A 24,737-nucleotide genomic window follows, 5' to 3' on the forward strand; every position below is an offset into this window, starting at 1 on the left:
CCGCGCCGCATGAACCTGCCCTGGCTCGACCCCGGCGACCCGTTTCCGCCCCCGGCGCAGGCGTGGGGTGCGTCCCAGCCCGCCCCGGGCCTGCTCGCGGCCGGCGGCGCCCTGGATGTCCGGACCCTCCATCGCGCGTATTCGAACGGCATCTTTCCCTGGTTCAGCGATGGCCAGCCCATCCTCTGGTGGAGCACCGACCCTCGCATGGTCCTCATCCCCCGCGAATTCAAGCTGCACCGTTCACTGCGCAAGACGCTCTCACGATTCATCGCGGACCCGTCGTGCGAACTGCGAATCGACAGCGCGTTCGGCGACGTCATCCGCGCCTGCTCGGGATCCGCGCGCGCGGGGCAGAACGGCACCTGGATTCTGCCGCCCATGGTCGAGGCCTACGAAGCGTTCCACGCCGCCGGTCATGCGCACAGCGTCGAGGCCTGGATCGACGGGCGCCTCGCCGGCGGCCTGTACTGCGTGTGCATCGGCCAAGCGGTGTTCGGCGAATCCATGTTCACGCGCGTGCCGGATGCTTCCAAGCTGGCACTGGCCGGCCTGGTCGCGTTCTGCCGGGCCCATGGCATCGCCATGATCGACTGCCAGCAGAACACTCAGCACCTGGCGTCGCTGGGCGCGCGGGAGATTCCCCGGGCGGAATTTGTTGCGCAGGTGGCACGGAACGCATCCCGTCCGACGCCGTCCTGGCGGTTCGACCCCGTATACTGGAACGCACTCCTGCCGCCCAAGCCTCCAGCGTGACCCACCTCAAGGATCTCCCGCTCCAGACCCTGCAGTTCTATGCAACGGCACCCTACCCGTGCAGCTACCTGCCGGGCAAGCAGGCACGCTCACAGGTCGCGACGCCCAGCCACCTGATCCATAACGACGCATACTCGGACCTCGTCACCAACGGCTTCCGTCGCAGCGGCATGTTCACCTACCGGCCTTATTGCGACGGCTGCCGCGCCTGCGTGCCGCTCCGCGTGCTGAGCGAAGAATTCCAGCCGACGCGCAGCCAGCGGCGCGCCTGGGCGCAGCACGCCAACCTGCAGGCGCGCGTCCTCAAGTTGTGCTTCGTCCCGGAGCATTACCACCTCTATCTGCGCTACCAGACCGGCCGCCACGCGGGCGGCGGGATGGACCACGACAGCATCGACCAGTACACGCAGTTCCTGCTGCAAAGCCGGGTGAACTCACGCCTGGTGGAATTTCGCGAGACCCGCCCCGACGGCTCGCCGGGTGCGCTGCGCATGGTGTCCATCCTGGACGTGTTGAACGACGGCATCTCGGCCGTCTACACCTTCTACGAACCGCATGCGTCCGCCAGTTATGGCACCTACAGCGTGCTGTGGCAGATCGACCAGGCCCGTCGGCTTCAACTGCCGCATGTCTACCTGGGCTACTGGATCGGCCAGAGCCCGAAGATGAATTACAAGGCCAAGTTCTCGCCGCATGAAGTGCTGGTGGACGGTCACTGGGCCCGCTCCGCGCCGGCCTGACCCTTCTCGCCCCTTCGGCGAATTTCACATGATAAAATCGGGGCTTACCAGCTCCCCGGCCTGCCATGAGAAAAAACGACACCGGCGCCCCCGCGACGCCGACGATCCAGGTGATCGAGCGCATGTTCGCGCTGATCGACGTGCTGGCGTCCCGCGAGGAAGCCGTGTCGCTCAAGGAAATCAGCGAGAAGACCGGCCTGCACCCCTCGACGACGCACCGCATCCTCAATGACCTCGCGACAGGCCGATTCGTCGACCGGCCGGAGGCTGGCAGCTACCGCCTGGGCATGCGCCTGCTGGAGCTGGGCAACCTCGTCAAGGGCCGCCTCAACGTGCGCGACGCGGCGCTGACGCCGATGCGGGAATTGCACAAGCTGATCCAGCAGCCCGTGAACCTGAGCATGCGCCAAGGGGACGAGATCGTGTACATCGAGCGGGCCTATAGCGAGCGCTCGGGCATGCAGGTGGTGCGCGCCATCGGCGGGCGGGCGCCCCTTCACCTCACATCGACGGGCAAACTTTTTCTTGCCGCGGACGACGCGCAGCGCGTGCGTGCCTACGCGACTCGCACGGGCCTCGCCGGCCACACCCGCAACAGCATCACGCAGTTGCCGGTGCTCGAGCGCGAACTGTCGAAGGCGCGCCAGTACGGCATCGCCCGCGACAACGAGGAACTGGAGCTGGGTGTGCGCTGCATGGCGGCCGGCATCTACGACGACCAGAGCAGGCTCGTCGCGGGGCTGTCGATCTCCGCGCCGGCCGACCGGCTGGATGAAGGCTGGCTGACGAAATTGCAGGCGACGGCCAACGAAATTTCGTCGGCCTTGGGGCATCGCGCCCCTGCAACGCGGGCGGCCTGAGGCGCGCCTTAGCCGTTGACCTGGCGAATGACAGTGTTCACGCCGGGGACGACCACCGGGTTGGATTCCACCCACTTGCGAACGCGTTCCGCGTCGCCGATGCGGCTGAGCTTGCCCGCGGAATCCAGGAACACCATGATCAGCTTGCGACCGGCCACCTTGGCCTGCATGACGAGGCACTGACCCGCTTCATTGATGAAGCCGGTCTTTTGCAGGCCGATGTCCCAGGCGGGGTTCTTCACGAGGCGGTTCGTGTTGTTGAACTGCAGCGTGCGGTTGCCGACAGCGACCTGATGGCCCGGCGAGGTGGAGAAATCGCGGAGCACGGGATCGCCGTAGGCGGTGCCGACGAGCGTCGCGAGGTCATGCGCGCTGGACTGATTCTGGCTGGACAGGCCCGTCGGCTCGACGTAGTGCGTGTCCTTCATTCCGAGCGTCTTGGCCTTGGCGTTCATCAGCGCGACGAATGTCGCGAGGCCGCCCGGATAGGTGCGGCCGAGTGCGTGGGCAGCGCGGTTTTCGGAAGACATCAACGCAAGATGCAGGAGCTCACCGCGGGAAAGCACGGTGCCCACGCGCAGGCGGGAGCGGCTGCCCTTTTCCGTGTCGACGTCGTCCTGGGTGATGGTGATCATCTCGTCCATCGGCAGCTTGGCTTCGCTGATCAGCAGGCCCGTCATGAGCTTGGTGAGCGAGGCGATGGGCAGGACGGCGGAGTCGTTCTTGGACAGCAGTACTTCACGCGTGTCCTGGTCGATGACCAGGGCGACGCTGGACTTGAGGTCCAGCTGGTCGGACACGGAGTGCAGGCCGGCCAATTGGCCGTATGAGGGCCGGGCGGGAACTGCAGCCACTCGAATCACGGAGCGCTTGCCAACGGCAAACGAGCGAGAAACGCGCTTGGGCGTTACCTGGGATTTCTTGCTGGCGGCGACCTTGCGAGTGGCGGCCTCGGCATGCGACGGAACCAGTGCCACAGCGAGAGCTGCCAAGGCCACGGATTGCAGGAAACGGGTGAGGATCTTGCTCATCGCCAACGAAGCTTTTTGGTGCATCCAGAAACTCCTAAAACGCCACAAAACGGCTCGAAGTTGACCGGGAGAGAAAATATTACACAAGATCAATGACTTATGTAACTTTCTTCAATCGATACACCAAATTATAGGGAAACGGCTCAGCCTTGTGCAGCCACTCGATCAGATTTACTTTGTAACTTGTTGAGTGCACTGAGATAAGCCTTCGCGGAGGCCACGACGATGTCCGGGTCCGCGCCCACACCGTTGACCACGCGGCCGGAGTTCTGGAGGCGGACTGTCACCTCGCCCTGACTTTCGGTGGACCCGCTGATGGCGTTGACCGAGTACAGCACCATCTCCGCCCCGCTCTTGACGTGGCTTTCGATCGCCTTCAGCGAGGCATCGACCGGACCGTTGCCGTCCGATTCCCCGCGGACTTCCTTGCCGGCGACCGTGAAGACGACCGCCGCATGCGGCTTCTCACCGGTTTCACTGTGTTGCGACAGCGAGACAAAGCTGTACTGCTCCTTGTCGTGCGAGACGCTCTCGTCGCTCACCAAGGCCAGGATGTCCTCGTCGAAGATGTCGCTCTTGCGGTCGGCGAGTTCCTTGAAGCGCGCAAATGCGCTGTTGACGTCGGCCTCGCTCTCGAGCGAGACGCCGAGTTCCTGCAGGCGCTGCTTGAACGCATTGCGGCCCGACAGTTTGCCCAGCACGATCTTGTTGGCGCTCCAGCCGACATCCTCGGCGCGCATGATTTCGTAGGTGTCGCGCGCCTTCAGCACGCCGTCCTGGTGGATGCCGCTCGCGTGGGCGAAGGCATTGGCCCCGACCACCGCCTTGTTGGGCTGGACCACGAAGCCCGTGGTCTGGCTCACCATGCGGCTGGCAGCCACGATGTGCTTGGGGTCGATGTTGAGCTCGAGCTTGAAATAGTCCTTGCGGGTCTTCACCGCCATGACGATCTCTTCCAGCGAGCAGTTGCCGGCGCGCTCGCCCAGCCCGTTGATCGTGCACTCCACCTGCCGCGCCCCGCCGAGCTTCACGCCGGCCAGCGAGTTCGCCACCGCCATGCCCAGGTCGTTGTGGCAGTGGACCGACCAGATCGCCTTGTCCGAATTCGGGACCCGCTCGCGCAGGGTCTTGATGAACTGGCCGTACAGCTCGGGAACCGCGTAGCCCACGGTGTCGGGCACGTTGATCGTGGTGGCACCTTCCGCGATGACTGTCTCCAACACGCGGCACAGGAAATCCATGTCGCTGCGGTAACCGTCCTCGGGGGAAAACTCGATGTCCCCACACAGGTTGCGCGCAAAGCGCACCGCCTGCTTCGCCTGCTCGTGCACCTGCTCCGGCGTCATCCTCAGCTTTTTTTCCATGTGCAGGGGTGAAGTCGCGATGAAGGTGTGGATGCGCGCGCGCTCGGCGCCCTTCAGCGCCTCGGCCGCCCGCGAGATGTCGCGGTCGTTGGCGCGGGACAAGGAACAGATGGTGGACTCGCGGATGGCGTTCGCGATGAGCTGCACGGCTTCGAAGTCGCCGTTGGAACTGGCCGCGAAGCCGGCCTCGATCACGTCCACCTTCAGGCGCTCGAGCTGGCGCGCGATCCGCAGCTTTTCGTCTTTGGTCATGGAGGCGCCTGGCGATTGCTCACCGTCGCGCAGCGTCGTGTCGAAGATGATCAGTTGGTCTGCCATGTTGCTTCCTTGTTGTTGCGGCTGGCCTGCGCGCGCTGCACGCCCGAGACGATGGCCTTCAGCGATGCGGACACGATGCTCGAATCCATGCCGACGCCGAAGAGCGTCCGGTCGCCGACGCGCAATTCGAGGTATGCCACGGCCTGCGCGTTCGCGCCCGCCCCAATCGCGTGCTCATGGTAGTCCAGCACGCGGATCGCTTCGCCGCACGCGCTACCCAGCGCCTCCACGAAAGCGTCGATCGGGCCATTGCCCGCGCCGTGGACGGACAGGCGCTTGCCGGAGACTTCCACCTCCGCCGTCATCCGGACGAGCTGCCCGGTGCTGCCGCCGACGTCCTCCAGCACCTGGTGCTGTGGCGCCGCGATGCTTCGCACGCCATATTCGCGCTCGAACAGGTCGTAGAGTTGCTGTGCGCTCAGCTCCTTGCCGGAGGCGTCCATCACGTTCTGCACGACCTGGCTGAATTCGATCTGCAGGCGCCTTGGCAGTTCGAGGCCGAATTCGCTTTCCAGCAGGTAGGAGATGCCGCCCTTGCCCGACTGGCTGTTCACGCGGATCACCGCTTCGTAGCTGCGGCCGAGGTCCTTCGGGTCCAGCGGCAGGTAGGGCATGTCCCAGACGTCGCCTTCCTTGCGCACGGCAAACGCCTTCTTGATGGCATCCTGGTGGGAGCCCGAGAACGACGTGTAGACGAGATCGCCCGCATACGGGTGGCGCGGGTGGACCGGCAACTGGTTGCAGTGCTCCACCGTGCGGCGGATCTCGTCGATGTCCGAGAAGTCGAGGCCCGGGTCCACGCCCTGCGAGTACAGGTTGAGCGCGACGTTGACGAGGTCCAGGTTGCCGGTGCGCTCGCCGTTGCCGAAGAGGCAGCCTTCGAGCCGGTCCGCGCCCGCCATCACCGCGAATTCGCCGGCCGCCGTGCCCGTGCCGCGGTCGTTGTGCGGATGCACGGACAGCACGATGGCTTCACGACGCGCGAGATGCCGGTGCATCCACTCGATCATGTCCGCGAAGATGTTCGGCGTGGAATGTTCCACCGTGGACGGCAGGTTGACGATGCACTTGCGCTGCGGGGTCGGCTGCCACACATCGGTCACCGCATCGACAACGCGTTTGGAGAACGCGAGCTCGGTGCCGGAGAACATCTCCGGCGAATATTGGAACGTCCACTGCGTGCCGGGCTGCTGCGCCGCGAGTTCGCTGAACAGGCGGGCCTGGCTGGTCGCGAGTTCGACGATGCCGTCTTCGTCCAGGCCCAGCACCACCTTGCGCATCACGGGGGCCGTGGCGTTGTAGAGGTGCACGATCACCCGCCTGGCGCCCGCGAGCGCTTCGAAGGTGCGGCGGATCAGCGGTTCGCGCGCCTGCGTCAGGACCTGGATGGTCACGTCGTCCGGCACGAGGTCCTCATCGATCAGCTTGCGGACGAAGTCGAATTCGACCTGCGATGCCGAGGGGAAACCCACCTCGATTTCCTTGAAGCCGATCTCCACCAGCGCCTGGAACATCCGCAGCTTGCGCGGGATGTCCATGGGCTCGATCAGCGCCTGGTTGCCGTCGCGCAGGTCGACGCTGCACCACACGGGCGGGCGGGTCAGCACGGCATCGGGCCAGGTGCGGTCTGCGAGGCGAACCGGCTGGAAGGCGCGGTATTTGGAGGCGGGATTCTTCAACATGGCGATCTCTCGAAAGATATCAGGTGAACCTGCAGCCCCAAAGAAAAACGGCCCGCTGCAGGTGCAAACGGGCCGTCGATCAGGTTTACGCGTGCGCTACCGTCTCCGCCCGTGGGGAGATAGCAGTAGGGCCAGCGAAATTCGGTTCATGGATGCCAATGTAGCACAGTTAGCGGTGCAGGCCGCTTTCCTCGGGCTCGTCGGTGGAGGTGCTGATGACGCTCGCCCGCTCGCCCTTGAAGCGCCGCCATCCGTAGACCGCATAGCCCGACACGGCATAGACCACGAAGAGCGAGAACAGGACGATGGAAGGCGCGATGTTGATGACCGCGATGCCCAGGGCGATCAGGACGATCACCACGAAGGGCACGCTCTTTTTCATCTGCACGTCCTTGAAGCTGTAGAACGGGACGTTGGTGACCATCGTGAGGCCGGCGAAGAGCGCCGCCGCGAAGACGTACCAGGACACCTGCGGGCCCTGGATACCTGCGTCCGTCATGAGCCAGACGAACCCCGCGATGAGCGCCGCCGCGGCCGGCGAAGGCAGCCCCTGGAAATAGCGCTTGTCGACGACCTGGGTGTTCACGTTGAAGCGCGCCAGCCGCATCATGGCGCAGGCGCAATAAACGAAAGCCGCGATCCAGCCCCAGCGTCCGAGATCCTTCAACGACCAGGTGTAGGCGACTAGCGCCGGCGCCGCGCCGAAAGACACCATGTCGGACAGCGAATCCATCTGTTCGCCGAACGCACTCTGGGTGTTGGTCATCCGGGCGACGCGGCCGTCGAGGCTGTCGAGCACCATCGCGCAGAAGATGCCCACCGCCGCCTGGTCGAAGCGCCCGTCCATCGCCATGACGATGCCGTAGAAGCCGCCGAAGAGCGCCGCGAGCGTGAACAGGTTGGGCAGGATGTAGATGCCCTTGCGGCGTTTGCGCACCACGATGCCTTCCGAGGGCGAGTGGTCGTGGGAGTCGTTGCCTTCGTGCATGGCAGCGAGTGTAAGAGATACGGGGGACGTGAAAAAGGCCGCCCGGGGGCGGCCTCTTCTTTGCACGGGTAGCGCTCAGTTGCGGGTCTGGTCGACCAGCTTGTTCTTCTTGATCCAGGGCATCATCGCGCGCAGCTGCTCGCCCACGGTCTCGATCTGGTGGCGGGCCATCAGGTTGCGCTTGGACAGCAGCGTGGGTGCGCCGGCGCGGTTTTCCAGGATGAAGCTCTTGGCATATTCGCCGGACTGGATGTCCTTGAGCACCTGCTTCATGACCTTCTTGGTCTCGTCCGTCACGATGCGCGGACCGGTGACGTACTCGCCGTACTCGGCGTTGTTCGAGATCGAGTAGTTCATGTTGGCGATGCCGCCTTCATAGATCATGTCGACGATCAGCTTCAGCTCGTGCAGGCACTCGAAGTACGCCATCTCGGGCGCGTAGCCGGCTTCCACCAGCGTCTCGAAGCCGGCCTTGATCAGCTCGACGGTGCCGCCGCACAGCACGGCCTGCTCACCGAAGAGGTCGGTCTCGGTCTCTTCGCGGAAGTTCGTCTCGATGATGCCGGCCTTGCCGCCGCCATTGGCCATCGAATAGGACAAAGCGAGGTCGCGCGCCTTGCCGCTCTTGTCCTGGTGCACCGCGACCAGGTGGGGTACGCCGCCGCCTTGCACGTAGGTGCCGCGAACGGTGTGGCCGGGCGCCTTGGGCGCAACCATCCAGACGTCGAGGTCGGCGCGCGGCGTGACGAAACCGTAATGCACATTGAAGCCGTGGGCGAACACGAGCGATGCGCCCGGCTTGATGTTCGGCTCGACGTCGTTTTTGTAGACCTGGGCGATCTGCTCGTCGGGCAGCAGGATCATGACCACGTCGGCGGACTTCACCGCATCGGCGACTTCGGCGACCTTCAGGCCGGCCTTCTCCACCTTGGGCCAGGACGCGCCGCCCTTGCGCAGGCCGACGACGACCTTCACGCCGCTGTCGTTCAGGTTCTGCGCGTGCGCATGGCCCTGCGAGCCGTAGCCGATGATGGCGACGGTCTTGCCCTTGATGAGGCTCAGGTCGCAGTCCTTGTCGTAATAAACCTTCATGGTCTTTCTCTCCAGTTGAAATCGTGAAATCGTTGAAAAAAGTGGGACTGCGCGGTCAGACACGCAGAATGCGTTCGCCGCGGCCGATGCCGCTCGAGCCGGTGCGGACCGTTTCGAGGATCGCGGTGCGGTCGATGGCTTCGAGGAAAGCGTCGTTCTTTCCCTGGTCGCCCGTGAGCTCGATCGTGTAGCTCTTCTCCGTCACGTCGATGATGCGGCCGCGGAAGATGTCCGCCATGCGCTTCATCTCCTCGCGTTCCTTGCCGACGGCGCGCACCTTCACCATCATGAGCTCGCGCTCCGTGTAGGCGCCCTCGGTGAGGTCGACGACCTTCACCACCTCGATGAGGCGGTTGAGGTGCTTGGTGATCTGCTCGATGACGTCGTCCGACCCGGTGGTCTGGATCGTCATGCGCGAGAGCGACGGGTCTTCCGTCGGCGCCACGGTGAGCGATTCGATGTTGTAGCCGCGGGCGGAAAAAAGGCCCACGACGCGGGAGAGAGCGCCGGGCTCGTTCTCCAGCAGCACTGCGATGATGTGTTTCATGTTGTCCTCCGGCTCCTCATTTCGGCGCCCTCCCCGCCCGGCGGTAACCGGGCGGCTTGGCGGCCGATAGATTCGCCGCGTTACGGTTTAAAGATCTTCGCTTCCGAGGAGCATCTCGGTGATGCCCTTGCCGGCCTGCACCATGGGGAACACGTTTTCCGTCGGGTCGGTGCGGAAATCCATGAAGACGGTGCGGTCCTTGAGCTTGCGCGCCTCGCGCAGCGCCGGCTCGACATCCTTCGCGTGCTCGATCAGCATGCCGACGTGCCCGTATGCCTCCGCGAGCTTCACGAAGTTGGGCAGCGCATCCATGTAGCTGTGGCTGTACCGGCCCTCGTAGTCGAGTTCCTGCCACTGGCGCACCATGCCCAGGTACCGGTTGTTCAGCGAGACGATCTTGATCGGCGTGTTGTATTGCAGGCAGGTGGAGAGCTCCTGGATGCACATCTGCACCGAGCCTTCGCCCGTCACGCAGTACACCTCGCTCTTGGGCTTGGCGAGCTTGATCCCCATGGCGTAGGGAATGCCCACGCCCATCGTGCCCAGCCCGCCGGAGTTGATCCAGCGGCGCGGCTCGTCGAAGCGGTAGTACTGGGCGGCCCACATCTGGTGCTGGCCGACGTCCGACGTGATGTACGTGTCCGCGTCCTTGGTCATGTTCCACAGCGTCTCGACGACGTATTGCGGCTTGATGACCTCGGTGTTCTTGCGGTCGTAGCGCAGGCAGTCCTTCTTGCGCCAGGCGTCGATGGATTCCCACCATGCGCCGAGCGCCTGCGAATCCGGCTTGACGCTTGATTCGCGGATCATCGCGATGAGCTCGCCCAGCACGTCCTTCACGTCGCCGACGATCGGGATGTCGACCTTCACGCGCTTGGAGATGCTCGAAGGGTCGATGTCGATGTGGATGATCTTGCGTTCGTTCTGCGCGAAATGCTTGGGGTTGCCGATGACGCGGTCGTCGAAGCGCGCGCCCACGGCGAGCAGCACGTCGCAGTTCTGCATCGCGTTGTTGGCTTCGATCGTGCCGTGCATCCCGAGCATGCCCAGGAACTTGCGGTCGCTCGCGGGGTAAGCGCCCAGGCCCATCAGCGTGTTCGTGACCGGATAGCCCAGCATGTCCACCAGGGTGCGCAGTTCCTGCGTCGCGTTGCCCAGGATCACGCCGCCGCCGGTGTAGATGTACGGGCGCTTGGCCGCCATCAGCAGCTGCAGCGCCTTGCGGATCTGTCCGCCGTGGCCTTTGCGCACGGGGTTGTACGAGCGCATCTCCACCTTGTCGGGGTAGCCGTGATAAGGCGTCTTGAGGAAGGACACGTCCTTCGGGATGTCCACCACGACCGGGCCCGGACGGCCGCTGCGCGCGATATGGAAAGCCTTTTTCATCACGTCCGCCAGCGTGCGCACGTCCTTCACCAGGAAATTGTGCTTGACGATGGGGCGCGTGATGCCGACCGTGTCGCACTCCTGGAAGGCGTCCAGGCCGATCGCCGGCACGGGCACCTGGCCCGTGATGATGACCATGGGGATGCTGTCCATGTAGGCGGTGGCGATACCGGTGACCGCATTGGTGACGCCGGGACCCGAGGTGACCAGCGCGACGCCGACGTCGCCGGTGGCGCGCGCGTAGCCGTCCGCCGCATGCACGGCGGCCTGCTCATGGCGCACGAGGACGTGCTGGATGGTGTCCTGCTTGTAGAACGCGTCGTAGATGTGCAGCACCGCGCCGCCCGGGTAGCCCCAGACGTACTTCACGCCTTCGGCCTGGAGGGTCTTGACGAGGATTTCGGCGCCGCGCAGCTCGGGCGGGGATCCGGTGTGGCCCGCCGTGGCGGCGGCCGCGGAGCTGAGCTCCGCCTTGGAGATTTCCATGATGAACCTTTGCGATTTTCTCTGACGAAAAACCTTGGGTGCCCCTCGCGCGCCCTTGTGGGGCCGGTGCGGGACTTAGAACCACTGACCATGGGCACGCCTATCGCAGCGCCGGATCAGGACTCGTTTGCCTTTTGACTTGCAGGCGGATTATCGCACTGCAGCACGGCAAGGCCAAGGAACCTCGCGGCGCGATGCGATAATTTCGCGCTGCCGACGCACCACCGGCATACGCGCAGTCCCCAAAACGAGACAGACCTGCCGCGCAGGGCCCTTCATTGGCAACCGAACGAGAACTCTCAGACTTCCTCAAAAGCGTCGAGAAGCGCGCATTCAAGCGCTCGATCTATCACGTTCGCGACGAGGAAGCCGCCCTGGACATCGTGCAGGACAGCATGATGAAGCTCGCCGAACACTACGGGGACAAGCCGCCGAACGAGCTGCCGATGCTCTTCCAGCGCATCCTGTCGAACTGCACGCTCGACTGGTTTCGCCGCCAGAAGACCCGCCGGGCCCTGTTTTCCAACATGAGCGACTTCGAATCCGCGTCGGAAGACGGGGATTTCGACTTGCTGGAAACTTATTCCTTCGCCGAAGGGTCACAGCAGGTCGAAAGCGCGGAAGATTCCACGCGGCGGGCGCAGATCTTGCGACAGATCGAATCGGAAATCCAGGAATTGCCGGCCCGTCAACGTGAAGCCTTCCTGATGCGTTACTGGGAGGACATGGACGTGGCCGAAACGGCGGCGGCCATGGGCTGTTCGGAAGGCAGTGTCAAAACGCACTGTTCACGGGCGGTCCAGGCCCTCAGCAAAGCACTGAAGGCAAGGGGAATACAACTATGACCAACTCGCCAACCATCACGCTCCAACAGGCCCAGGACAAATTCGGCCTGCTGCTCTCCCAGCGCCTGGCTGCCGGCACCGCCGACCTGCCGCGCGACATTTCCGAACGCCTGCGCGCCGCCAGGGTCCAGGCCGTGGCCCGCCGGAAACTGGAGAACGTCCGCACCGCCGGTAGCGTCGTCGCATCCGGCACCAGCGCTTCCCTGACCTTCGGCGACGAGCACATGGGCATGTGGGGCCGCATCGGCTCCGTCATCCCCCTCATCGCGCTGGTCGCGGGCCTCTTCCTGATCCATACCGTCCAGAACGATCGCCGCGCCAGCGAAGTCGCCGAGGTGGACGCCGCGCTGCTCACCGACGACCTTCCCCCGTCTGCCTATGCCGACCCCGGCTTCGTGCAGTTCCTGAAGTCCGGCGGGGAATAAGCAGGGCCCATGCCTTCCGATTGCCGCGCTGTTCCGCCCACGACCTGGCGGTGGCCTGCCGTTCCGGCAGTGATGTCGGTCGGCCTCGCGCTGGGCCTTTGCGCCTTCCAGGCGCGTGCACAACCCCAACCTTCCGCCGCGGTGCCCGCGGCCTCGGCCGCCAGTCGGGCCACTCCCGTCCGAGCGCCGGGTGCTTCGGTCGCCAGGCAGGCGGTCAAGCCTTCGACTCGCCCGCTCTGGAGCGAGCTCACGGAGGCGCAGCGCCAGGCGCTGGCTCCCCTTTCGGCCAAATGGGACGGCGTAAGCGAGGCGCAGAAGCGCAAGTGGATCGCGATGTCCCAGAATTTCCCCAAGATGCCGCCCGCGGAGCAGGCCAAGCTTCATAGCCGCATGACCGAATGGGTGGCGCTCAGCCCGCAGCAGCGCACGCAGGCCCGCCTCAATTTCGGCAAGACCCAGGAAATCTCGGCGGACGACAAGAAGGCGAAGTGGGAGGCCTACCAGGCCCTGCCTCCGGAGGAAAAGCGAAAGCTGGCCGCCGGCGCGGCGAGCAGCGCCAAGCCTCCGACGACTGCTGCCGCAGTCAAGCCTGTCCCGGCCGAGAAACTGGCCAAAGTCCCGCAGCCCAAGCCCGTCTCCAGGCCGCCGCGGATCGCCGCCGGCGCCAACCAGGTCGACCAGAACACCCTGTTGCCCCAGCCCGCCGCTGGCGCCGCCAATTGAGCGCGGCCCCGGACCTGACCGCACCGCCGCTCATCCGCCGCATGGGCGCGTGGGTGTACGAGGGAATGCTGCTGTTCGCGGTCGTCTTCATCTCCGGGTGGTTGTTCAGCACGCTGGGCCAGATGCGCGACGCCATGGATGCGCGTCGCCCCCTGCTGCAGGCATTCCTGTTCATCGTTTTCGGCATCTACTTCGCCTGGTTCTGGTCGCGCGGCCAGACGCTCGCCATGAAAACGTGGGGCCTGCGCGTGGTGGACAAGACCGGGCTTCCCATCACCCAGCGCCGCGCGCTGCTTCGCTACCTGTTGTGCTGGCTGTGGTTCCTGCCGCCGCTCGCGGCCATGGCGCCCTTCAAGCTGTCAGGCGGTGAATCCGCGGTGGTGGTGCTCGGATGGGTTGCCGTCTGGGCGATCCTGAGCCGCTTTCATCCCCAGCGGCAGTTCTGGCACGATGCATTCGCTGGAACGCGACTCGTCCCCTCCGCACCGCTCAGCCGGTGAGCCGGCGTGAAGCCGCACCCCAGCGCAGCGACAATCGATCCATGACGTCCCAACCCCAGGCGGCCTCCCCCGCCGACCAGCAAAAGCGACGGTCCGGGCTGGACCGCGTGATGCACGCAGCGGGCTTCTCGCTGGCAGGCTTGCGCGCGGGCTGGAGCGAAACCGCGTTTCGCCAGGAAGCCATCGCCGCGATCGTCATGGTGCCGCTCGCGTTCTGGCTCGGACGCGGCTGGGTCGAAGTCGCCCTGCTCGCGGGCTCCGTGCTCATCGTCCTGAGCATCGAGCTGCTCAACACCGGCATCGAGGCCGCCATCGACAGGATCGGCCCCGAATGGCACGAGTTGTCCAAGCGCGCCAAGGACATGGGAAGCGCGGCCGTCCTGTTGAGCCTGCTCGCCTGCGGCGGCATCTGGATCGGCGCCCTCTACCAGCGATTTGCGGCATGACCCCCTTCTTTTCCCTCTGCGTCTATTGCGGCTCGCGTCCGGGTGTGGAACCCGCCTTTGCCGCGACGGCCGCGCAAGTCGGGCGCTGGCTTGGCGAGCATGGCGGCCAGCTCGTCTATGGCGGCGGCAATAACGGGCTCATGGGCGTCATGGCGACGGCCGCGCTTGAAGCGGGCGCGCGTGTAGTGGGCGTCATTCCGCATGCCCTGGTCGAGAAGGAATGGGCCAAGCTCGACTGCACCGAGTTGCACGTCGTCGAGAACATGCACGAGCGTAAACGCATGATGGCCGAACGCGCCGATGCCTTCCTCGCGCTGCCCGGCGGCATCGGCACGTTCGAGGAGTTCTTCGAAGTCTGGACCTGGCGCCAACTCGGCTACCACGACAAGCCCATCGGCCTGCTCAACGAGGCGGGCTACTACGACACCCTTCTCGCTTTCCTCTGGTCCAGCGTTTCCAGCGGTTTCATGAGCGAATGGCAGATGGAGCTCATCCGCGTGGCCGGCGACGCACCGTCGCTGCTCCAGGACCTCCGGCAAGCGTCCTCCTCGGCGGCGCGCGCCACCAACTTGTCGCAGATCTGACCCGGTGCGTCAGGTCGCAGGCCTATACTGACCCGGCGAAAGGCGTCCGGAAGCATTCGATCCGGACGAAGCAACAGATGTCGGAGGCGGACCAGGCACCGCGGCTGAATCGGCTTCATGCCGTCGCCAGCGGCATCAATGCGGCAATCGTCCGCATCCCGGGAGAGGTCGACCTGTTCCGCGAAGCCTGCCGCATCGCGGTCGAGCGGGGCGGGCTCATGATGGCCTGGGTGGGCCGCGACGACCCGGCCCTCGGCAAGCTCACGCCTGTCGCGCACTGGGGCCGGGACGAGGGCTACATCGACTCCATCCACATCAGCACGGAATCGCGCTACCGCGAAGGCCAGGGTCCCGGCGGAACCGCCTGGCGCACCGGCGCCCCGTCCATCTGCAACGACATCGAGAACGACCACCAGTTCTTCGCCTATCGCGAGCAGGCGCTCGCCCAGGGCTATCGCAGCTGCGCCGCCTTCCCCCTGAAGGTCGAGGGCAAGGTCACCGCGGTCTTCCTCGTCTACGCGGCGCAGCCGCTCTACTTCGATCCGGGGGAGATGGACATCCTCACGTCCCTGGCAGAGAACCTCTCGTTCGGCCTGGAAGCGCGCGAACGCGACGTGCAGCGCCGCCAGATGGAGAGCGCGCTGCGCGCGAGCGAAGCTCGCCTGCGCGCGGTGATCGAAACCGAACCCGAGTGCGTGAAGGACGTGTCGCTGGACGGAAAGCTCATCGACATCAACCGCGCCGGGTTGCTCATGATCCAGGCGACGACGCCCGACGAGGTCGTGGGACGCACCGTCACGGACATCATCCACCCCGACGACCGCGAGGCATTCCACGCCCTGCACGACCGGGTGGCGGTGGGCGGGACCGGCGAGTTGCAGTTCAGGGCGCAGGGCCTGCAGGGCCGCACGCTGTGGATGGACACCCATGCCGTGCCGCTGCGCGGCGAGGATGGCGCGATCGCCTCGGTCCTTTACGTCACGAGGGACGTGACCCAGCAGCACGGATCGATCGAACGGTTGCGCCACCAGAAGGCGCTGCTCACGATGGCGAGCCGCCTGGGGCGCATCGGCGCCTGGGAAGTGGAGCTCGCCTCCATGGAAAACACCTGGTCCGACGAGCTCTTCAAGATCTACGAATTACCCGCGGGGCCCTCCCCTTCGCTCGAGGCGGCGCTGTCCTTCATCGCCCTCGAAGACCGTGCGCCATTCATCCGGGCGTTCGACGCCTGCGCGCGCGAGGGCACCGGCTTCGACTTCGAGCTCAATGTCTTCACCGTGAACGGCCGGCGGCTGAGCGCGCGCACGATGGGAGAAGCGGTGCGCGACAACAGGGGCACCATCCGCTGCGTCCAAGGCGCGTTCCAGGACATCACGGACCGGGTGGTGGCGGAAGAGGAAATCCGCGGGCTGGCGGAGCAGTTGGCCACGACACTGGAAAGCATCACGGACGCGCTCGTCACGGTCGATGCGAACTGGCGTTTCACCTATGTCAACCGGGAGGCCGAGCGGGTCCTGCGGCGATCGCGCGCGCAATTGCTGGGCACGGACATGTGGGAGCAATTCCCGCAGGGGCGCGGGACGGCCTTCGAGGACGCGTACCTTCGCGCGCTCAAGCAGGGAGAGACGGTGGAGCTGCAGTCGTTCTACCCGCCCCTGGACACCTGGCTGGAAATCCGCGCCTACCCATCGCGCGAAGGCGGGCTCACCATCTACTTTCGCGACATCGGGGAGCGGCTCGCCGCCCAGGCGGAGATCCAGCGCCTCAACGTCGAGCTGGAGCAGCGCGTGCGCCAGCGCACGGGCCAGCTGGAGATGGCCAACGAAGAGCTGAGGGCGTTCTCCTATTCCATCGCCCACGACCTGCGCGCGCCGCTCGCCGCGATATCCGGGTTCAGCCATGCCCTGCAGCACGAGATGGGAGGGTCGCTGGGCGATCGCGCGCGGCACTGCCTCGAGAGGATGCAGGAAGGCGTGCTACGAACCTCGGGGATGATCGACGCGCTGCTGTCGCTCGCGCAGCTGTCTCGCGCGGAATTGCGGTGGGAGCGCGTGAACCTCTCCGCCATGGCGGAAACGGCCATCCAGACCTGCCGCCTGCAGGACCCTGCACGGCGCGTCGAATCATCGGTCGAGCCGGGGCTCACCGCGCACGGCGATCCCCGCCTGCTGCAGCTCGTGTTCGACAACCTGATCGGCAACGCCTGGAAGTTCAGCGCGAGAACCGACCGCGCCGTGGTGTCCTTCGCCAGCATCGCGGGCCCGGAGGGCGAAGTCGTCTACGAGGTACGGGACAACGGCATCGGCTTCGAGCCGGCCTACGCGCAGAACCTGTTCGGCGCCTTCCAGCGCCTGCACGCGCACGGGGACTTTCCGGGATGGGGCATCGGGCTTGCGAACGTGCGGCGCATCGTCGCGCGGCACTCGGGGCGCATCTGGGCGCATTCGCGCCCGGACCAGGGGGCGTCGTTCTACTTCACGCTCGGCGACGAACCGGCGTGACGCGCCTCAGACGGCCGATTCGTCCGTCTCGCCGGTGCGGATGCGCACCACGCGCTCCACGGTCGTGATGAAGATCTTGCCGTCGCCGATCTTTCCGGTGCGCGCGGCTTTCACGATGGCGTCGACGCAGCGATCCACGTCGTCGTCCTTCACCACCACTTCCACCTTCACCTTGGGCAGGAAGTCCACGACGTATTCGGCGCCGCGATAGAGTTCCGTGTGGCCCTTCTGGCGCCCGAAGCCCTTGACCTCCGTGACGGTGAGGCCGGTGACACCGCATTCCGCGAGCGCCTCGCGGACTTCCTCCAGCTTGAAGGGCTTGACGATGGCGGTGATCTGTTTCATGTACGGTGTCCCCAATGTGCTGCTGCTGTGGTCATGCGCGGAATTTACCGGTAATAGGATAGCGCCAATCCTTGCCGAAGCTGCGGTGCGTCACGCGAATCCCCACAGGCGCCTGCCTGCGCTTGTATTCGTTGATGCGGATCAGGCGCGCCACGCGCTCGACGATCGCGCGCTCGAAGCCGGCGGCGATGATCTCCTCCACCCCCTGGTCTTCCTCCATGTAGCGCGCGAGGATGGCGTCCAGCACCTCGTAGGGCGGCAGGCAGTCCTGGTCCGTCTGGTCGGGCCGCAGCTCCGCGCTGGGCGGGCGCGTGATGATGCGTTCGGGAATCGGGTTGGCGCCCGTGCCGTAGGGGTCGTGCAGGTTGCGCCAGCGCGCAAGGTCGAACACGGTGGTCTTCAGCACGTCCTTGATCACCGCGAAGCCGCCGGCCATGTCGCCGTACAGCGTGCAATAGCCGGTGGCCATCTCGCTCTTGTTGCCGGTCGTGAGCACGATGCTGCCGAACTTGTTGGAGAGCGCCATCAGGAACACGCCGCGGATGCGGGCCTGGATGTTCTCCTCGGTCGTGTCTTCGGGCAGGCCCTTGAATTCGCCGGCCAGCGATGCCTTGAACGCCTCGAACTGCGGCGAAATGGAAATCTCGTCATAGCGCACGCCCACGCGCCGGGCCATTTCCCGGGCGTCGGTCGTCGAGATGCCGGCCGTGTAGGGCGACGGCATCATCACCGCACGGACCCTATCGGCTCCCAGCGCGTCGACGGCGACCGCCAGCACCAGCGCGGAGTCGATGCCGCCGGACAGGCCCAGAAGCACGCCGGGAAACCCGTTCTTGCCGATGTAGTCGCGCACGCCCAGCACCAGGGCATCCCACAGGTCGGCTTCGGGCGTGCGGTCGGGGGCGATCGCGCCCCGGAGCACGACCTTGCCGCCCGCAGCATCGCGGCCGGCCTGCATCATGAACACGTCTTCCCGGAAGCCGGGCGCGCGCGCCGCCAGCGTGCCATCGGCATTGACCGCGAACGAAGCGCCGTCGAAGACCACCTCGTCCTGCCCCCCCACCAGGTGCGCATACACCACCGGCACATCGAGTGCCTGCGCGCGCCCCGCCATGCGCGCGAAACGCTCGACGCCCTTGCCGACGTGGAAGGGCGATGCGTTGATGACTGCGAGCAACTCGGCTCCCGCCTCGCGCGCCAGCAAGCCGGGCTCGTCGAACCAGGCGTCCTCACAGATGAGCAAGCCCACGTTCACGCCTTCGACCTGGAAGACGCAGATGCCCTGCCCGGGCGTGAAGTAGCGGCGCTCGTCGAACACCTGGTAGTTCGGCAGTTCGCGCTTGGAATAGGTCTCGAGCACGCGGCCTTCGCTCAGCACGCTCGCCGCATTGAAGCGACGCTGCACGGCCACGGATTTGCTGCGGATGTCGCCGCCGAACGGATGACCCACCACGACGTGCAGGCCTTTCAACCCGGCCAGCTCGCGGGCCACGGTTTTCACGGCATCATCGCAGGAGGCGATGAACGCCGGGCGCAGGAAGAGGTCTTCGGCCGCGTAACCGCAGATCGACAATTCCGGCGTGAGCACCAGGCGGGCGCCCTGCGCATACGCGGCGCGCGAAGCCTCGATGATCTTTTGCGCATTGCCGGCGGTGTCGCCCACGATGAAGTCGAGTTGGGCAATGCAGAGTGTGAGGGCCATGTCAGCAGTGAAGAATGTCTCGAACGATTATGTCATCCGTGTCGCGGATTCGGCGCTCGCGGTGCCGGCACAGCCATGGAACTCGCTGCTCGCCGCGCAGGGAGAACCCAGTCCTTTCATGCGCCACGAGTACCTTGCGGCCATGGAGCAAAGCGACAGCGCAGTGCCCGCAACGGGATGGACCCCGCGCTTCATCACGCTCTGGCGCGGCGACGAGCTGCATGCCGCCTGCGCGCTCTACCTGAAGGATCACTCCTGGGGCGAATACGTCTTCGACTGGGCATGGGCCAGCGCCTACGAGCAGCACGGAATTGCCTATTACCCGAAAGCCATCGTCGCGGCGCCGTTCACGCCCGCGCCCGGCGCCCGGCTGCTCGCACGCGACGCGTCGTCACGCCGCGCGCTGGTAGACGCCGCGGTCGCGTGGTGCAGGGCGAACAAGCTGTCGTCCCTGCACCTGCTTTTCGCGGCGGCCGATGATGTCGCGGCCTGCGAGGAGGCGCGCCTCATGCTGCGCCACACCGTGCAGTTCCACTGGACGCAGGGCGGCTGGAAGAGCTTCGACGAGTTCCTCGCCAGCCTCGCGCAGGAAAAGCGCAAGAAGATCCGGCAGGAGCGGCGCAAGGTCGCCGAGGCCGGCGTCACCTTCCGCTGGGCGCGCGGCACGCACATCGCGCAGGACGACTGGGACTACTTCTACCGCTGCTACGAACGCACCTACCGCGAGCACGGCAACGCGCCTTACCTCACGCGCGGGTTTTTCGCGGCCATGGCGCGCACCATGCCGGACAACTGGCTGCTCTTCATCGCCGAGCGCGGCGGACGGCGCGCGGCCTCCAGCCTGATCGCGCTCGACGGGAACGTCGCCTACGGCCGCTACTGGGGCGCGACGCAGCGCGTGGACTGCCTGCATTTCGAAGCCTGCTACTACCAGCCGCTGCAGTGGTGCATCGAGCACGGCATCGAACGGTTCGAGGGCGGCGCGCAGGGCGAGCACAAGATGGCGCGTGCGCTCATGCCGGTCAGGACGACGAGCGCGCACTGGCTGGCCCACCCTGCCTTTGCCGATGCGGTCGAGAAATTCCTGGAGCGCGAAGGACGCGGCATCGGCAATTACCTCGAGCAGCTGGAAGCGCGCAGCCCCTTCAGGCAGGGAGCGCCCCTCGCGGAAGCTGATATAAAGCCGAGCTAGAAATACCAACGGCAAGCGGAGGAGCAAATGCCTTTCATCGGTCTGGGCCTGCATGTGGTGGTGGCGATCTTCTTCGCGGTCCATGCGATGAAGACGGGGCGCAACCTGTATTGGCTCATCATCCTGTTCAGCTTCCCCCTGCTCGGCAGCATCGTCTACTTCCTGGTCGAATACCTGCCGCATTCGCGCCTGAACCGCGGCATCAACAAGGCCGCCGGCGCGGCCATGAAATTGCTGGACCCGGAACGCGAATACCGGGAGGCCTCCGCGGCCTACGACCTCACCCCGACCGCGCAGAACAAGATCCGCCTCGCGAAAGCCGCGCTCGAGCGCGGCAACGCGCAGGAAGCCGTCCGTCATTACGACGATGCCCTGACCGGCCCGTTCGCCTCCGACCCGGAACTGCTGTTCGGGCTGGGGCGCTCGCTCCTGGCGGAAGGAAGTGCGGCCGCGGCGGTGCGCGCGTGCGATGTCGTCGCCCGCCTCTCTGCGACGCATCCCGATTACCGCCGGGACGAGACGGCGCTGCTGGCCGCCCGGGCCTTCGCCGGCGCGGGCCGCCGGGACGAAGCCGCGCGCGCGTTCGAACATGCCCTGGGCACCTACAACAACGTGGAAACGCGAGCCCGCTACATCGCGTGGCTTGCGCAGCAGGGCGACACGGCCCGCGCGTCCACGCTCATGGAAGACCTCCAGAAGGCCGCACGCCACTGGTCCTCGCATGCGCGCGACATCAACCGCGAGTGGATCGCGCTCGCCCAGGGCAGCCTCAAGGCCTGAGCGGTCAAGGCTTACCCTAGTGCCTCCGGGCCGCACGCGGGGTAACGTGCGGCGACGGAGACACCCACGATGAAATCTCTCAGCGGACTGGACGCCACGTTCCTCTACCTGGAGACGCCGGAGACGCCGATGCACGTCGGCTCGCTCAACCTCTACGAATTGCCGCCGGGCTTCAAGGGCAGTTTCCACAAGGCGGTGCAGGCGCACATCGCCAAGCGCATGCACCTCGCACCGATCTTCAGCCGGCGCCTTGCCTTCATGCCCTTCGACCTCGGGCACCCGATCTGGGTCGAAGCCGACGAGGTGGACCTCGACTTCCACATCCGCAAGGTCCCCGGGCGGCAACTCACGGTGCGGGAAGCCGAAACCATGGCGGCCAAACTGCACGGGCAGTTGATCGACCGCGAGCATCCGCTCTGGGAATTCCACATCTTCGACAACCTCAAGGCGCCGGCGGGCATGGAAGTCGAGGGCAAGCTGGTCGGCTTCTACTCGAAGATCCATCACGCCGCGCTCGACGGCAAGGGCGGCACGGTGCTGGCCAACGCCGTGCTGGACCTCGGGTCCACGCCGCGCGAGGTGGCCCCGGCGGACCCGGCGCGCAAGGGGCGCAAGGGCGGCGACCTGAAGATCGGCGAGATGATCGGCGCGGTGTTTTCGAATTCGCTCGCGCAGTACGCGAAGCTCGCGCGCTCGCTGCCGAACGCCGCCAGTTCGCTGGGCGGCGCGGTCGCGCGGCAAGCCATCGCCGGCGACGGCCGGGGCCTCGCCGGCCTGCCGCCCAGATCCCCCATCAACCTGGCGCCCCGGACGATCTTCAACGCCGGCATCACGCGGCACCGTGTGTTCGCGACGGCCAGCGTGCCCTTCGCCGAATCGAAGGCCATGGCCAAGGTGGTGGGCGGCTCGTTCAACGACATCGTGCTGTGGATCTGCTCCACGGCGCTGCGCAACTACCTCGCGAAGCACGCGACGTTGCCGAAGAAGCCCCTGGTCGCCGCGATGCCGGTGAGCCTGCGCGAGGAAAGCAACAAGGAACTGAACAACCAGGCGTCGATCACCGTGGTGGACCTGGGCACGCACCTCGCGCATCCGATGAAGCGCATGAACGCGATCATGGCGTCCACCTCCAAGGTGAAGGACGCGCTCGCGAGCCTGAAGTCCGTGCTGCCCACCGATTACCCTTCCCTGCTCTCGCCGTGGGTCATGGGCGGCGCCGCGAAGGCCCTCTTCAAGACCTACGGCAAGCGGGGCGTCGCGGACCGCCTGCCTTCCGTCGCCAACGTGGCGATCAGCAACGTGCCGGGGCCGCAGGTGCCCCTGTACCTGGCCGGCGCGCGCATGCGCACATTCCATCCCCTGTCCATCGTGATCCACGGGCTCGCGCTGAACATCACGATCCAGACCTACGCGGGCAGCGTCGACTTCGGCATCATCGGCGACAAGGACGCCGTGCCGCACGTGCACGACCTGGCCGATGCGATCGAGGCGGCGTTCGAGGAGGCCAAAGGCATTTTCGTCGCCGCAGCCGCGCCGGCACCCGCACCTGCCGCCAGGCCGCGCGCGCCCCGCAGGAAGGCGGCCAGCCCCGCCGCGCCACGCCGCAGGACCCCGGCGCGCACGGCGCGGCGCGCGGCCTGAAACGCCCTGTCATTCCCCAAGGATGCATGCATCGATGGCCACGCCCAGACGCCCCACCAACAACGACCTGCCACCGCCGGGCCTCGGCCTGCTCGCACTCGAATTCCGTGCACCCTTCGAACTCGGCTCGGTGTTGCCCGCGTGGCCCGTGCTCCAGCGCGCGCCGGCAGGCGACGGCCACACGGTCCTCGTCTTCCCGGGGCTTTCCGCGAGCGACGCAACGACCCTGCCGCTCCGCGGCTACCTGGGCACGCGCGGCTACCGCTCCATGGGCTGGAGCCAGGGATTCAATTTCGGGCCGCGCGCAGGCGTCCTGGACACGGCAAGGCGCGACCTGCGCGAGGCGTACGAGGCGAGCGGGCGGAAGGTGAGCCTCATCGGCTGGAGCCTGGGCGGCGTGTACGCGCGTGAACTCGCCAAGGAGATGCCCGAGCTCGTCCGCTGCGTCATCACCCTGGGAACGCCGTTTGCCGGCCCGCCGAAGTCGACCAATGCGTGGCGGATCTACGAACTCACCAGCGGTCGCGATATCCACAGCGAGCACCAGCAGTTCGACCTGCCCGCCGCGCCGCCGGTGCCCACCACCAGCATCTATTCGCGCACGGACGGCATCGTCGCCTGGCAGGGAAGCATCCAGCAGCCCGATCACGCCGAGACGGAGAACATCGAAGTGGTCGCGAGTCACATCGGGCTTGGCGTGAACCCGGGGGCGTGGTGGGCGGTCGCGGACCGACTGGCGCAGCCGGAAAACCTGTGGCGCCCGTTCGACCGGACCGGGCTCTACGGTATCAAGGGACTCATCTACCCCGACCCGAACCGGTCTTGAACGGGTCAGGCAGGAAGATGACGACAGGCGATGCGTGCCGCCACCGACAGGTACGGGACCTGATTGCGGCTGCAATGGAGGCATGCACTACAGCGCCAACCTCCCCCGCGAGCCCGTGACGTCCTCTGCCGTTCGCAGCGCCGCCTACGACGCCGACGAATGGGTGTTGCAGGTGAAATACGTCAACGGCCAGGTCTACAACTACTTCCGCGTCCCGCCGCTGGAGTACGAGCGCTTCCTGGAGGCGCCGTCGAAAGGAGCGCACATGAACCGCGAGATCAAGCCGTACTACGAGTACGAGTTGATGGAGGCGGAGGAGACCTCAGCCGCCTGATCGTTTAAACGCCCCTCCCCGCAACTCAGCCGTGCGCCTTGCGGTAGGCCTCGATCCCGTCCATGATTTCCTTGCGGGCCGCCTCGGGGCCTTCCCAGCCGAGGATCTTCACCCACTTGCCGGGCTCGAGATCCTTGTAGTGCTCGAAGAAGTGCGCGATGGTGTGCAGGCGCATCGGGTTCAGGTCTTCGGGCTTTTGCCACTGCGTGTAGATCGACAGGATCTTGTCCGTCGGCACCGCCAGCACCTTGCCGTCCTTGCCGGCTTCGTCTTCCATGTTCAGGATGCCGAGCGGCCGGCACGTCACCACGACGCCGGGGATCAGCGGCACCGGCGTGATGACCAGCACGTCGACCGGGTCGCCGTCGCCGCTGATCGTCTTGGGCACATAGCCGTAGTTGGTCGGGTAGTGCATGGACGTGCTCATGAAGCGGTCCACGAAGATCGCGCCGGATTCCTTGTCCACCTCGTACTTCACGGGGTCGGCGTTCATCGGGATTTCGATGATCACGTTGAACGCGTCGGGGACATGCTTGCCGGGGAACACTTTGTCGAGGGACATGATTTTTCTCGGGGAAGTAACAAAACCTAGGATTAACCCTGATTTTACTTTCGCGGGCCTTGCTTTCCCGCGCGCTGCCGC

Annotated in this window: 25 protein-coding genes; 15 read left to right on the forward strand and 10 right to left on the reverse strand. The window is 65.9% G+C overall.

Annotation, left to right across the window (positions count from 1 at the left end; all coding sequences use genetic code 11):
- Positions 1-9 precede the first annotated feature (9 nt).
- The 3 genes from aat (at position 10) to I5803_RS03785 (ending at position 2,356) form a co-directional block, all read left to right on the forward strand.
- The gene (aat, locus tag I5803_RS03775; RefSeq protein WP_196985071.1) at positions 10-756 is read left to right on the forward strand and encodes a leucyl/phenylalanyl-tRNA--protein transferase; all 747 of its coding nucleotides are present in this window, start codon (positions 10-12) and stop codon (positions 754-756) included.
- The gene (locus I5803_RS03780; protein WP_196985072.1) at positions 753-1,496 is read left to right on the forward strand and encodes an arginyltransferase; all 744 of its coding nucleotides are present in this window, start codon (positions 753-755) and stop codon (positions 1,494-1,496) included. The genes aat and I5803_RS03780 overlap by 4 nt, the downstream gene beginning before the upstream one ends.
- A gap of 65 nt (positions 1,497-1,561) precedes the next feature.
- Positions 1,562-2,356, forward strand: coding sequence for an IclR family transcriptional regulator (locus I5803_RS03785; RefSeq protein WP_196985073.1), 795 nt, complete (start codon positions 1,562-1,564; stop codon positions 2,354-2,356).
- Between the two features lie 8 nt (positions 2,357-2,364).
- On the opposite strand, the gene pbpG is transcribed toward I5803_RS03785, so the two are convergent.
- From pbpG to I5803_RS03820, 7 genes are all read right to left on the reverse strand, one after another.
- On the reverse strand, positions 2,365-3,411 hold the full coding sequence (pbpG, locus tag I5803_RS03790) for a D-alanyl-D-alanine endopeptidase (protein ID WP_196985074.1): 1,047 nt from the start codon (positions 3,409-3,411) through the stop codon (positions 2,365-2,367).
- 119 nt (positions 3,412-3,530) lie between these two features.
- Positions 3,531-5,069 carry a 2-isopropylmalate synthase gene (locus I5803_RS03795; protein ID WP_196985075.1) on the reverse strand — a complete coding sequence of 513 codons (1,539 nt, stop codon included), beginning with the start codon at positions 5,067-5,069 and terminating at the stop codon, positions 3,531-3,533.
- A complete protein-coding gene (gene leuA / locus I5803_RS03800) occupies positions 5,054-6,751 on the reverse strand; it encodes a 2-isopropylmalate synthase (protein ID WP_196985076.1) in 1,698 nt (565 codons plus the stop codon). Before leuA ends, I5803_RS03795 begins: the two co-directional genes overlap by 16 nt.
- Before the next feature lie 169 nt (positions 6,752-6,920).
- Positions 6,921-7,739: a CDP-diacylglycerol--serine O-phosphatidyltransferase gene (pssA, locus tag I5803_RS03805; protein WP_196985077.1), complete on the reverse strand. Its 819-nt coding sequence runs from the start codon at positions 7,737-7,739 to the stop codon at positions 6,921-6,923.
- A gap of 75 nt (positions 7,740-7,814) precedes the next feature.
- A complete protein-coding gene (gene ilvC / locus I5803_RS03810; protein ID WP_196985078.1) occupies positions 7,815-8,831 on the reverse strand; it encodes a ketol-acid reductoisomerase in 1,017 nt (338 codons plus the stop codon).
- 55 nt (positions 8,832-8,886) lie between these two features.
- The gene (gene ilvN / locus I5803_RS03815) at positions 8,887-9,378 is read right to left on the reverse strand and encodes an acetolactate synthase small subunit (RefSeq protein WP_196985079.1); all 492 of its coding nucleotides are present in this window, start codon (positions 9,376-9,378) and stop codon (positions 8,887-8,889) included.
- Positions 9,379-9,465: 87 nt separating this feature from the next.
- Positions 9,466-11,250, reverse strand: coding sequence for an acetolactate synthase 3 catalytic subunit (locus I5803_RS03820; protein ID WP_196985080.1), 1,785 nt, complete (start codon positions 11,248-11,250; stop codon positions 9,466-9,468).
- 278 nt (positions 11,251-11,528) lie between these two features.
- Between I5803_RS03820 and I5803_RS03825 the strand changes: the two genes are divergently transcribed.
- The 7 genes from I5803_RS03825 to I5803_RS03855 all read left to right on the forward strand — a co-directional run bounded on the left by I5803_RS03825 (position 11,529) and on the right by I5803_RS03855 (position 17,274).
- Positions 11,529-12,095: an RNA polymerase sigma factor gene (locus tag I5803_RS03825; protein ID WP_196985081.1), complete on the forward strand. Its 567-nt coding sequence runs from the start codon at positions 11,529-11,531 to the stop codon at positions 12,093-12,095.
- Positions 12,092-12,520, forward strand: coding sequence for a DUF3619 family protein (locus I5803_RS03830; protein ID WP_196985082.1), 429 nt, complete (start codon positions 12,092-12,094; stop codon positions 12,518-12,520). The genes I5803_RS03825 and I5803_RS03830 overlap by 4 nt, the downstream gene beginning before the upstream one ends.
- Before the next feature lie 9 nt (positions 12,521-12,529).
- Positions 12,530-13,243 carry a DUF3106 domain-containing protein gene (locus I5803_RS03835; RefSeq protein WP_231402330.1) on the forward strand — a complete coding sequence of 238 codons (714 nt, stop codon included), beginning with the start codon at positions 12,530-12,532 and terminating at the stop codon, positions 13,241-13,243.
- A 41-nt stretch (positions 13,244-13,284) separates the two neighbouring features.
- Positions 13,285-13,743 (forward strand): RDD family protein, encoded by a 459-nt coding sequence (locus I5803_RS03840; RefSeq protein ID WP_196988447.1) that lies wholly within the window; start codon positions 13,285-13,287, stop codon positions 13,741-13,743.
- A 41-nt stretch (positions 13,744-13,784) separates the two neighbouring features.
- A complete protein-coding gene (locus tag I5803_RS03845) occupies positions 13,785-14,189 on the forward strand; it encodes a diacylglycerol kinase (RefSeq protein WP_196985083.1) in 405 nt (134 codons plus the stop codon).
- The gene (locus I5803_RS03850) at positions 14,186-14,773 is read left to right on the forward strand and encodes an LOG family protein (protein ID WP_196985084.1); all 588 of its coding nucleotides are present in this window, start codon (positions 14,186-14,188) and stop codon (positions 14,771-14,773) included. The genes I5803_RS03845 and I5803_RS03850 overlap by 4 nt, the downstream gene beginning before the upstream one ends.
- Positions 14,774-14,850: 77 nt before the next feature.
- Positions 14,851-17,274 carry a PAS domain-containing protein gene (locus tag I5803_RS03855; protein WP_196985085.1) on the forward strand — a complete coding sequence of 808 codons (2,424 nt, stop codon included), beginning with the start codon at positions 14,851-14,853 and terminating at the stop codon, positions 17,272-17,274.
- Positions 17,275-17,280: 6 nt separating this feature from the next.
- Here I5803_RS03855 and I5803_RS03860 read toward each other — a convergent pair whose 3' ends face one another.
- Positions 17,281-17,619, reverse strand: coding sequence for a P-II family nitrogen regulator (locus I5803_RS03860; protein ID WP_196985086.1), 339 nt, complete (start codon positions 17,617-17,619; stop codon positions 17,281-17,283).
- 31 nt (positions 17,620-17,650) lie between these two features.
- Positions 17,651-19,321, reverse strand: coding sequence for an NAD+ synthase (locus tag I5803_RS03865; protein WP_196985087.1), 1,671 nt, complete (start codon positions 19,319-19,321; stop codon positions 17,651-17,653).
- On the opposite strand from I5803_RS03865, the gene I5803_RS03870 reads away from it, so the two are divergent.
- From I5803_RS03870 to I5803_RS03890, 5 genes are all read left to right on the forward strand, one after another.
- Positions 19,320-20,513 (forward strand): GNAT family N-acetyltransferase, encoded by a 1,194-nt coding sequence (locus I5803_RS03870; RefSeq protein WP_196985088.1) that lies wholly within the window; start codon positions 19,320-19,322, stop codon positions 20,511-20,513. The two genes, I5803_RS03865 and I5803_RS03870, sit on opposite strands and share 2 nt — an antisense overlap.
- Before the next feature lie 27 nt (positions 20,514-20,540).
- Entirely contained in the window at positions 20,541-21,293 is a 753-nt protein-coding gene (locus I5803_RS03875; RefSeq protein ID WP_196985089.1) for a hypothetical protein, read from the forward strand.
- A gap of 69 nt (positions 21,294-21,362) precedes the next feature.
- A complete protein-coding gene (locus I5803_RS03880; protein ID WP_196985090.1) occupies positions 21,363-22,934 on the forward strand; it encodes a wax ester/triacylglycerol synthase family O-acyltransferase in 1,572 nt (523 codons plus the stop codon).
- A 34-nt stretch (positions 22,935-22,968) separates the two neighbouring features.
- Positions 22,969-23,760: an esterase/lipase family protein gene (locus tag I5803_RS03885; RefSeq protein WP_196985091.1), complete on the forward strand. Its 792-nt coding sequence runs from the start codon at positions 22,969-22,971 to the stop codon at positions 23,758-23,760.
- Between the two features lie 82 nt (positions 23,761-23,842).
- Positions 23,843-24,094 (forward strand): KTSC domain-containing protein, encoded by a 252-nt coding sequence (locus tag I5803_RS03890; protein ID WP_196985092.1) that lies wholly within the window; start codon positions 23,843-23,845, stop codon positions 24,092-24,094.
- A gap of 25 nt (positions 24,095-24,119) precedes the next feature.
- Here I5803_RS03890 and ppa read toward each other — a convergent pair whose 3' ends face one another.
- A complete protein-coding gene (gene ppa, locus I5803_RS03895; RefSeq protein WP_196985093.1) occupies positions 24,120-24,656 on the reverse strand; it encodes an inorganic diphosphatase in 537 nt (178 codons plus the stop codon).
- Positions 24,657-24,737: the final 81 nt, after the last annotated feature.

It is taken from the genome of Caenimonas aquaedulcis (genome assembly GCF_015831345.1).
Classification (GTDB): Bacteria; Pseudomonadota; Gammaproteobacteria; order Burkholderiales; family Burkholderiaceae_C; genus Ramlibacter; species Ramlibacter aquaedulcis.

Bases quoted from the DNA above. Each gene is read 5' to 3' on its own strand.
- I5803_RS03835 (WP_231402330.1), top strand. From the start codon at position 12,530: ATGCCTTCCGATTGCCGCGCTGTTCCGCCCACGACCTGGCGGTGGCCT.
- I5803_RS03785 (WP_196985073.1), top strand. From the start codon at position 1,562: ATGAGAAAAAACGACACCGGCGCCCCCGCGACGCCGACGATCCAGGTG.
- I5803_RS03830 (WP_196985082.1), top strand. From the start codon at position 12,092: ATGACCAACTCGCCAACCATCACGCTCCAACAGGCCCAGGACAAATTC.
- leuA (WP_196985076.1), bottom strand. From the start codon at position 6,751: ATGTTGAAGAATCCCGCCTCCAAATACCGCGCCTTCCAGCCGGTTCGC.
- I5803_RS03820 (WP_196985080.1), bottom strand. From the start codon at position 11,250: ATGGAAATCTCCAAGGCGGAGCTCAGCTCCGCGGCCGCCGCCACGGCG.
- I5803_RS03840 (WP_196988447.1), top strand. From the start codon at position 13,285: ATGGGCGCGTGGGTGTACGAGGGAATGCTGCTGTTCGCGGTCGTCTTC.
- I5803_RS03890 (WP_196985092.1), top strand. From the start codon at position 23,843: ATGCACTACAGCGCCAACCTCCCCCGCGAGCCCGTGACGTCCTCTGCC.
- I5803_RS03845 (WP_196985083.1), top strand. From the start codon at position 13,785: ATGACGTCCCAACCCCAGGCGGCCTCCCCCGCCGACCAGCAAAAGCGA.
- I5803_RS03855 (WP_196985085.1), top strand. From the start codon at position 14,851: ATGTCGGAGGCGGACCAGGCACCGCGGCTGAATCGGCTTCATGCCGTC.
- I5803_RS03875 (WP_196985089.1), top strand. From the start codon at position 20,541: ATGCCTTTCATCGGTCTGGGCCTGCATGTGGTGGTGGCGATCTTCTTC.
- ilvN (WP_196985079.1), bottom strand. From the start codon at position 9,378: ATGAAACACATCATCGCAGTGCTGCTGGAGAACGAGCCCGGCGCTCTC.
- pssA (WP_196985077.1), bottom strand. From the start codon at position 7,739: ATGCACGAAGGCAACGACTCCCACGACCACTCGCCCTCGGAAGGCATC.
- I5803_RS03795 (WP_196985075.1), bottom strand. From the start codon at position 5,069: ATGGCAGACCAACTGATCATCTTCGACACGACGCTGCGCGACGGTGAG.
- I5803_RS03850 (WP_196985084.1), top strand. From the start codon at position 14,186: ATGACCCCCTTCTTTTCCCTCTGCGTCTATTGCGGCTCGCGTCCGGGT.
- ppa (WP_196985093.1), bottom strand. From the start codon at position 24,656: ATGTCCCTCGACAAAGTGTTCCCCGGCAAGCATGTCCCCGACGCGTTC.
- I5803_RS03880 (WP_196985090.1), top strand. From the start codon at position 21,363: ATGAAATCTCTCAGCGGACTGGACGCCACGTTCCTCTACCTGGAGACG.
- I5803_RS03860 (WP_196985086.1), bottom strand. From the start codon at position 17,619: ATGAAACAGATCACCGCCATCGTCAAGCCCTTCAAGCTGGAGGAAGTC.
- ilvC (WP_196985078.1), bottom strand. From the start codon at position 8,831: ATGAAGGTTTATTACGACAAGGACTGCGACCTGAGCCTCATCAAGGGC.
- I5803_RS03865 (WP_196985087.1), bottom strand. From the start codon at position 19,321: ATGGCCCTCACACTCTGCATTGCCCAACTCGACTTCATCGTGGGCGAC.
- I5803_RS03870 (WP_196985088.1), top strand. From the start codon at position 19,320: ATGTCAGCAGTGAAGAATGTCTCGAACGATTATGTCATCCGTGTCGCG.
- aat (WP_196985071.1), top strand. From the start codon at position 10: ATGAACCTGCCCTGGCTCGACCCCGGCGACCCGTTTCCGCCCCCGGCG.
- I5803_RS03885 (WP_196985091.1), top strand. From the start codon at position 22,969: ATGGCCACGCCCAGACGCCCCACCAACAACGACCTGCCACCGCCGGGC.
- pbpG (WP_196985074.1), bottom strand. From the start codon at position 3,411: ATGCACCAAAAAGCTTCGTTGGCGATGAGCAAGATCCTCACCCGTTTC.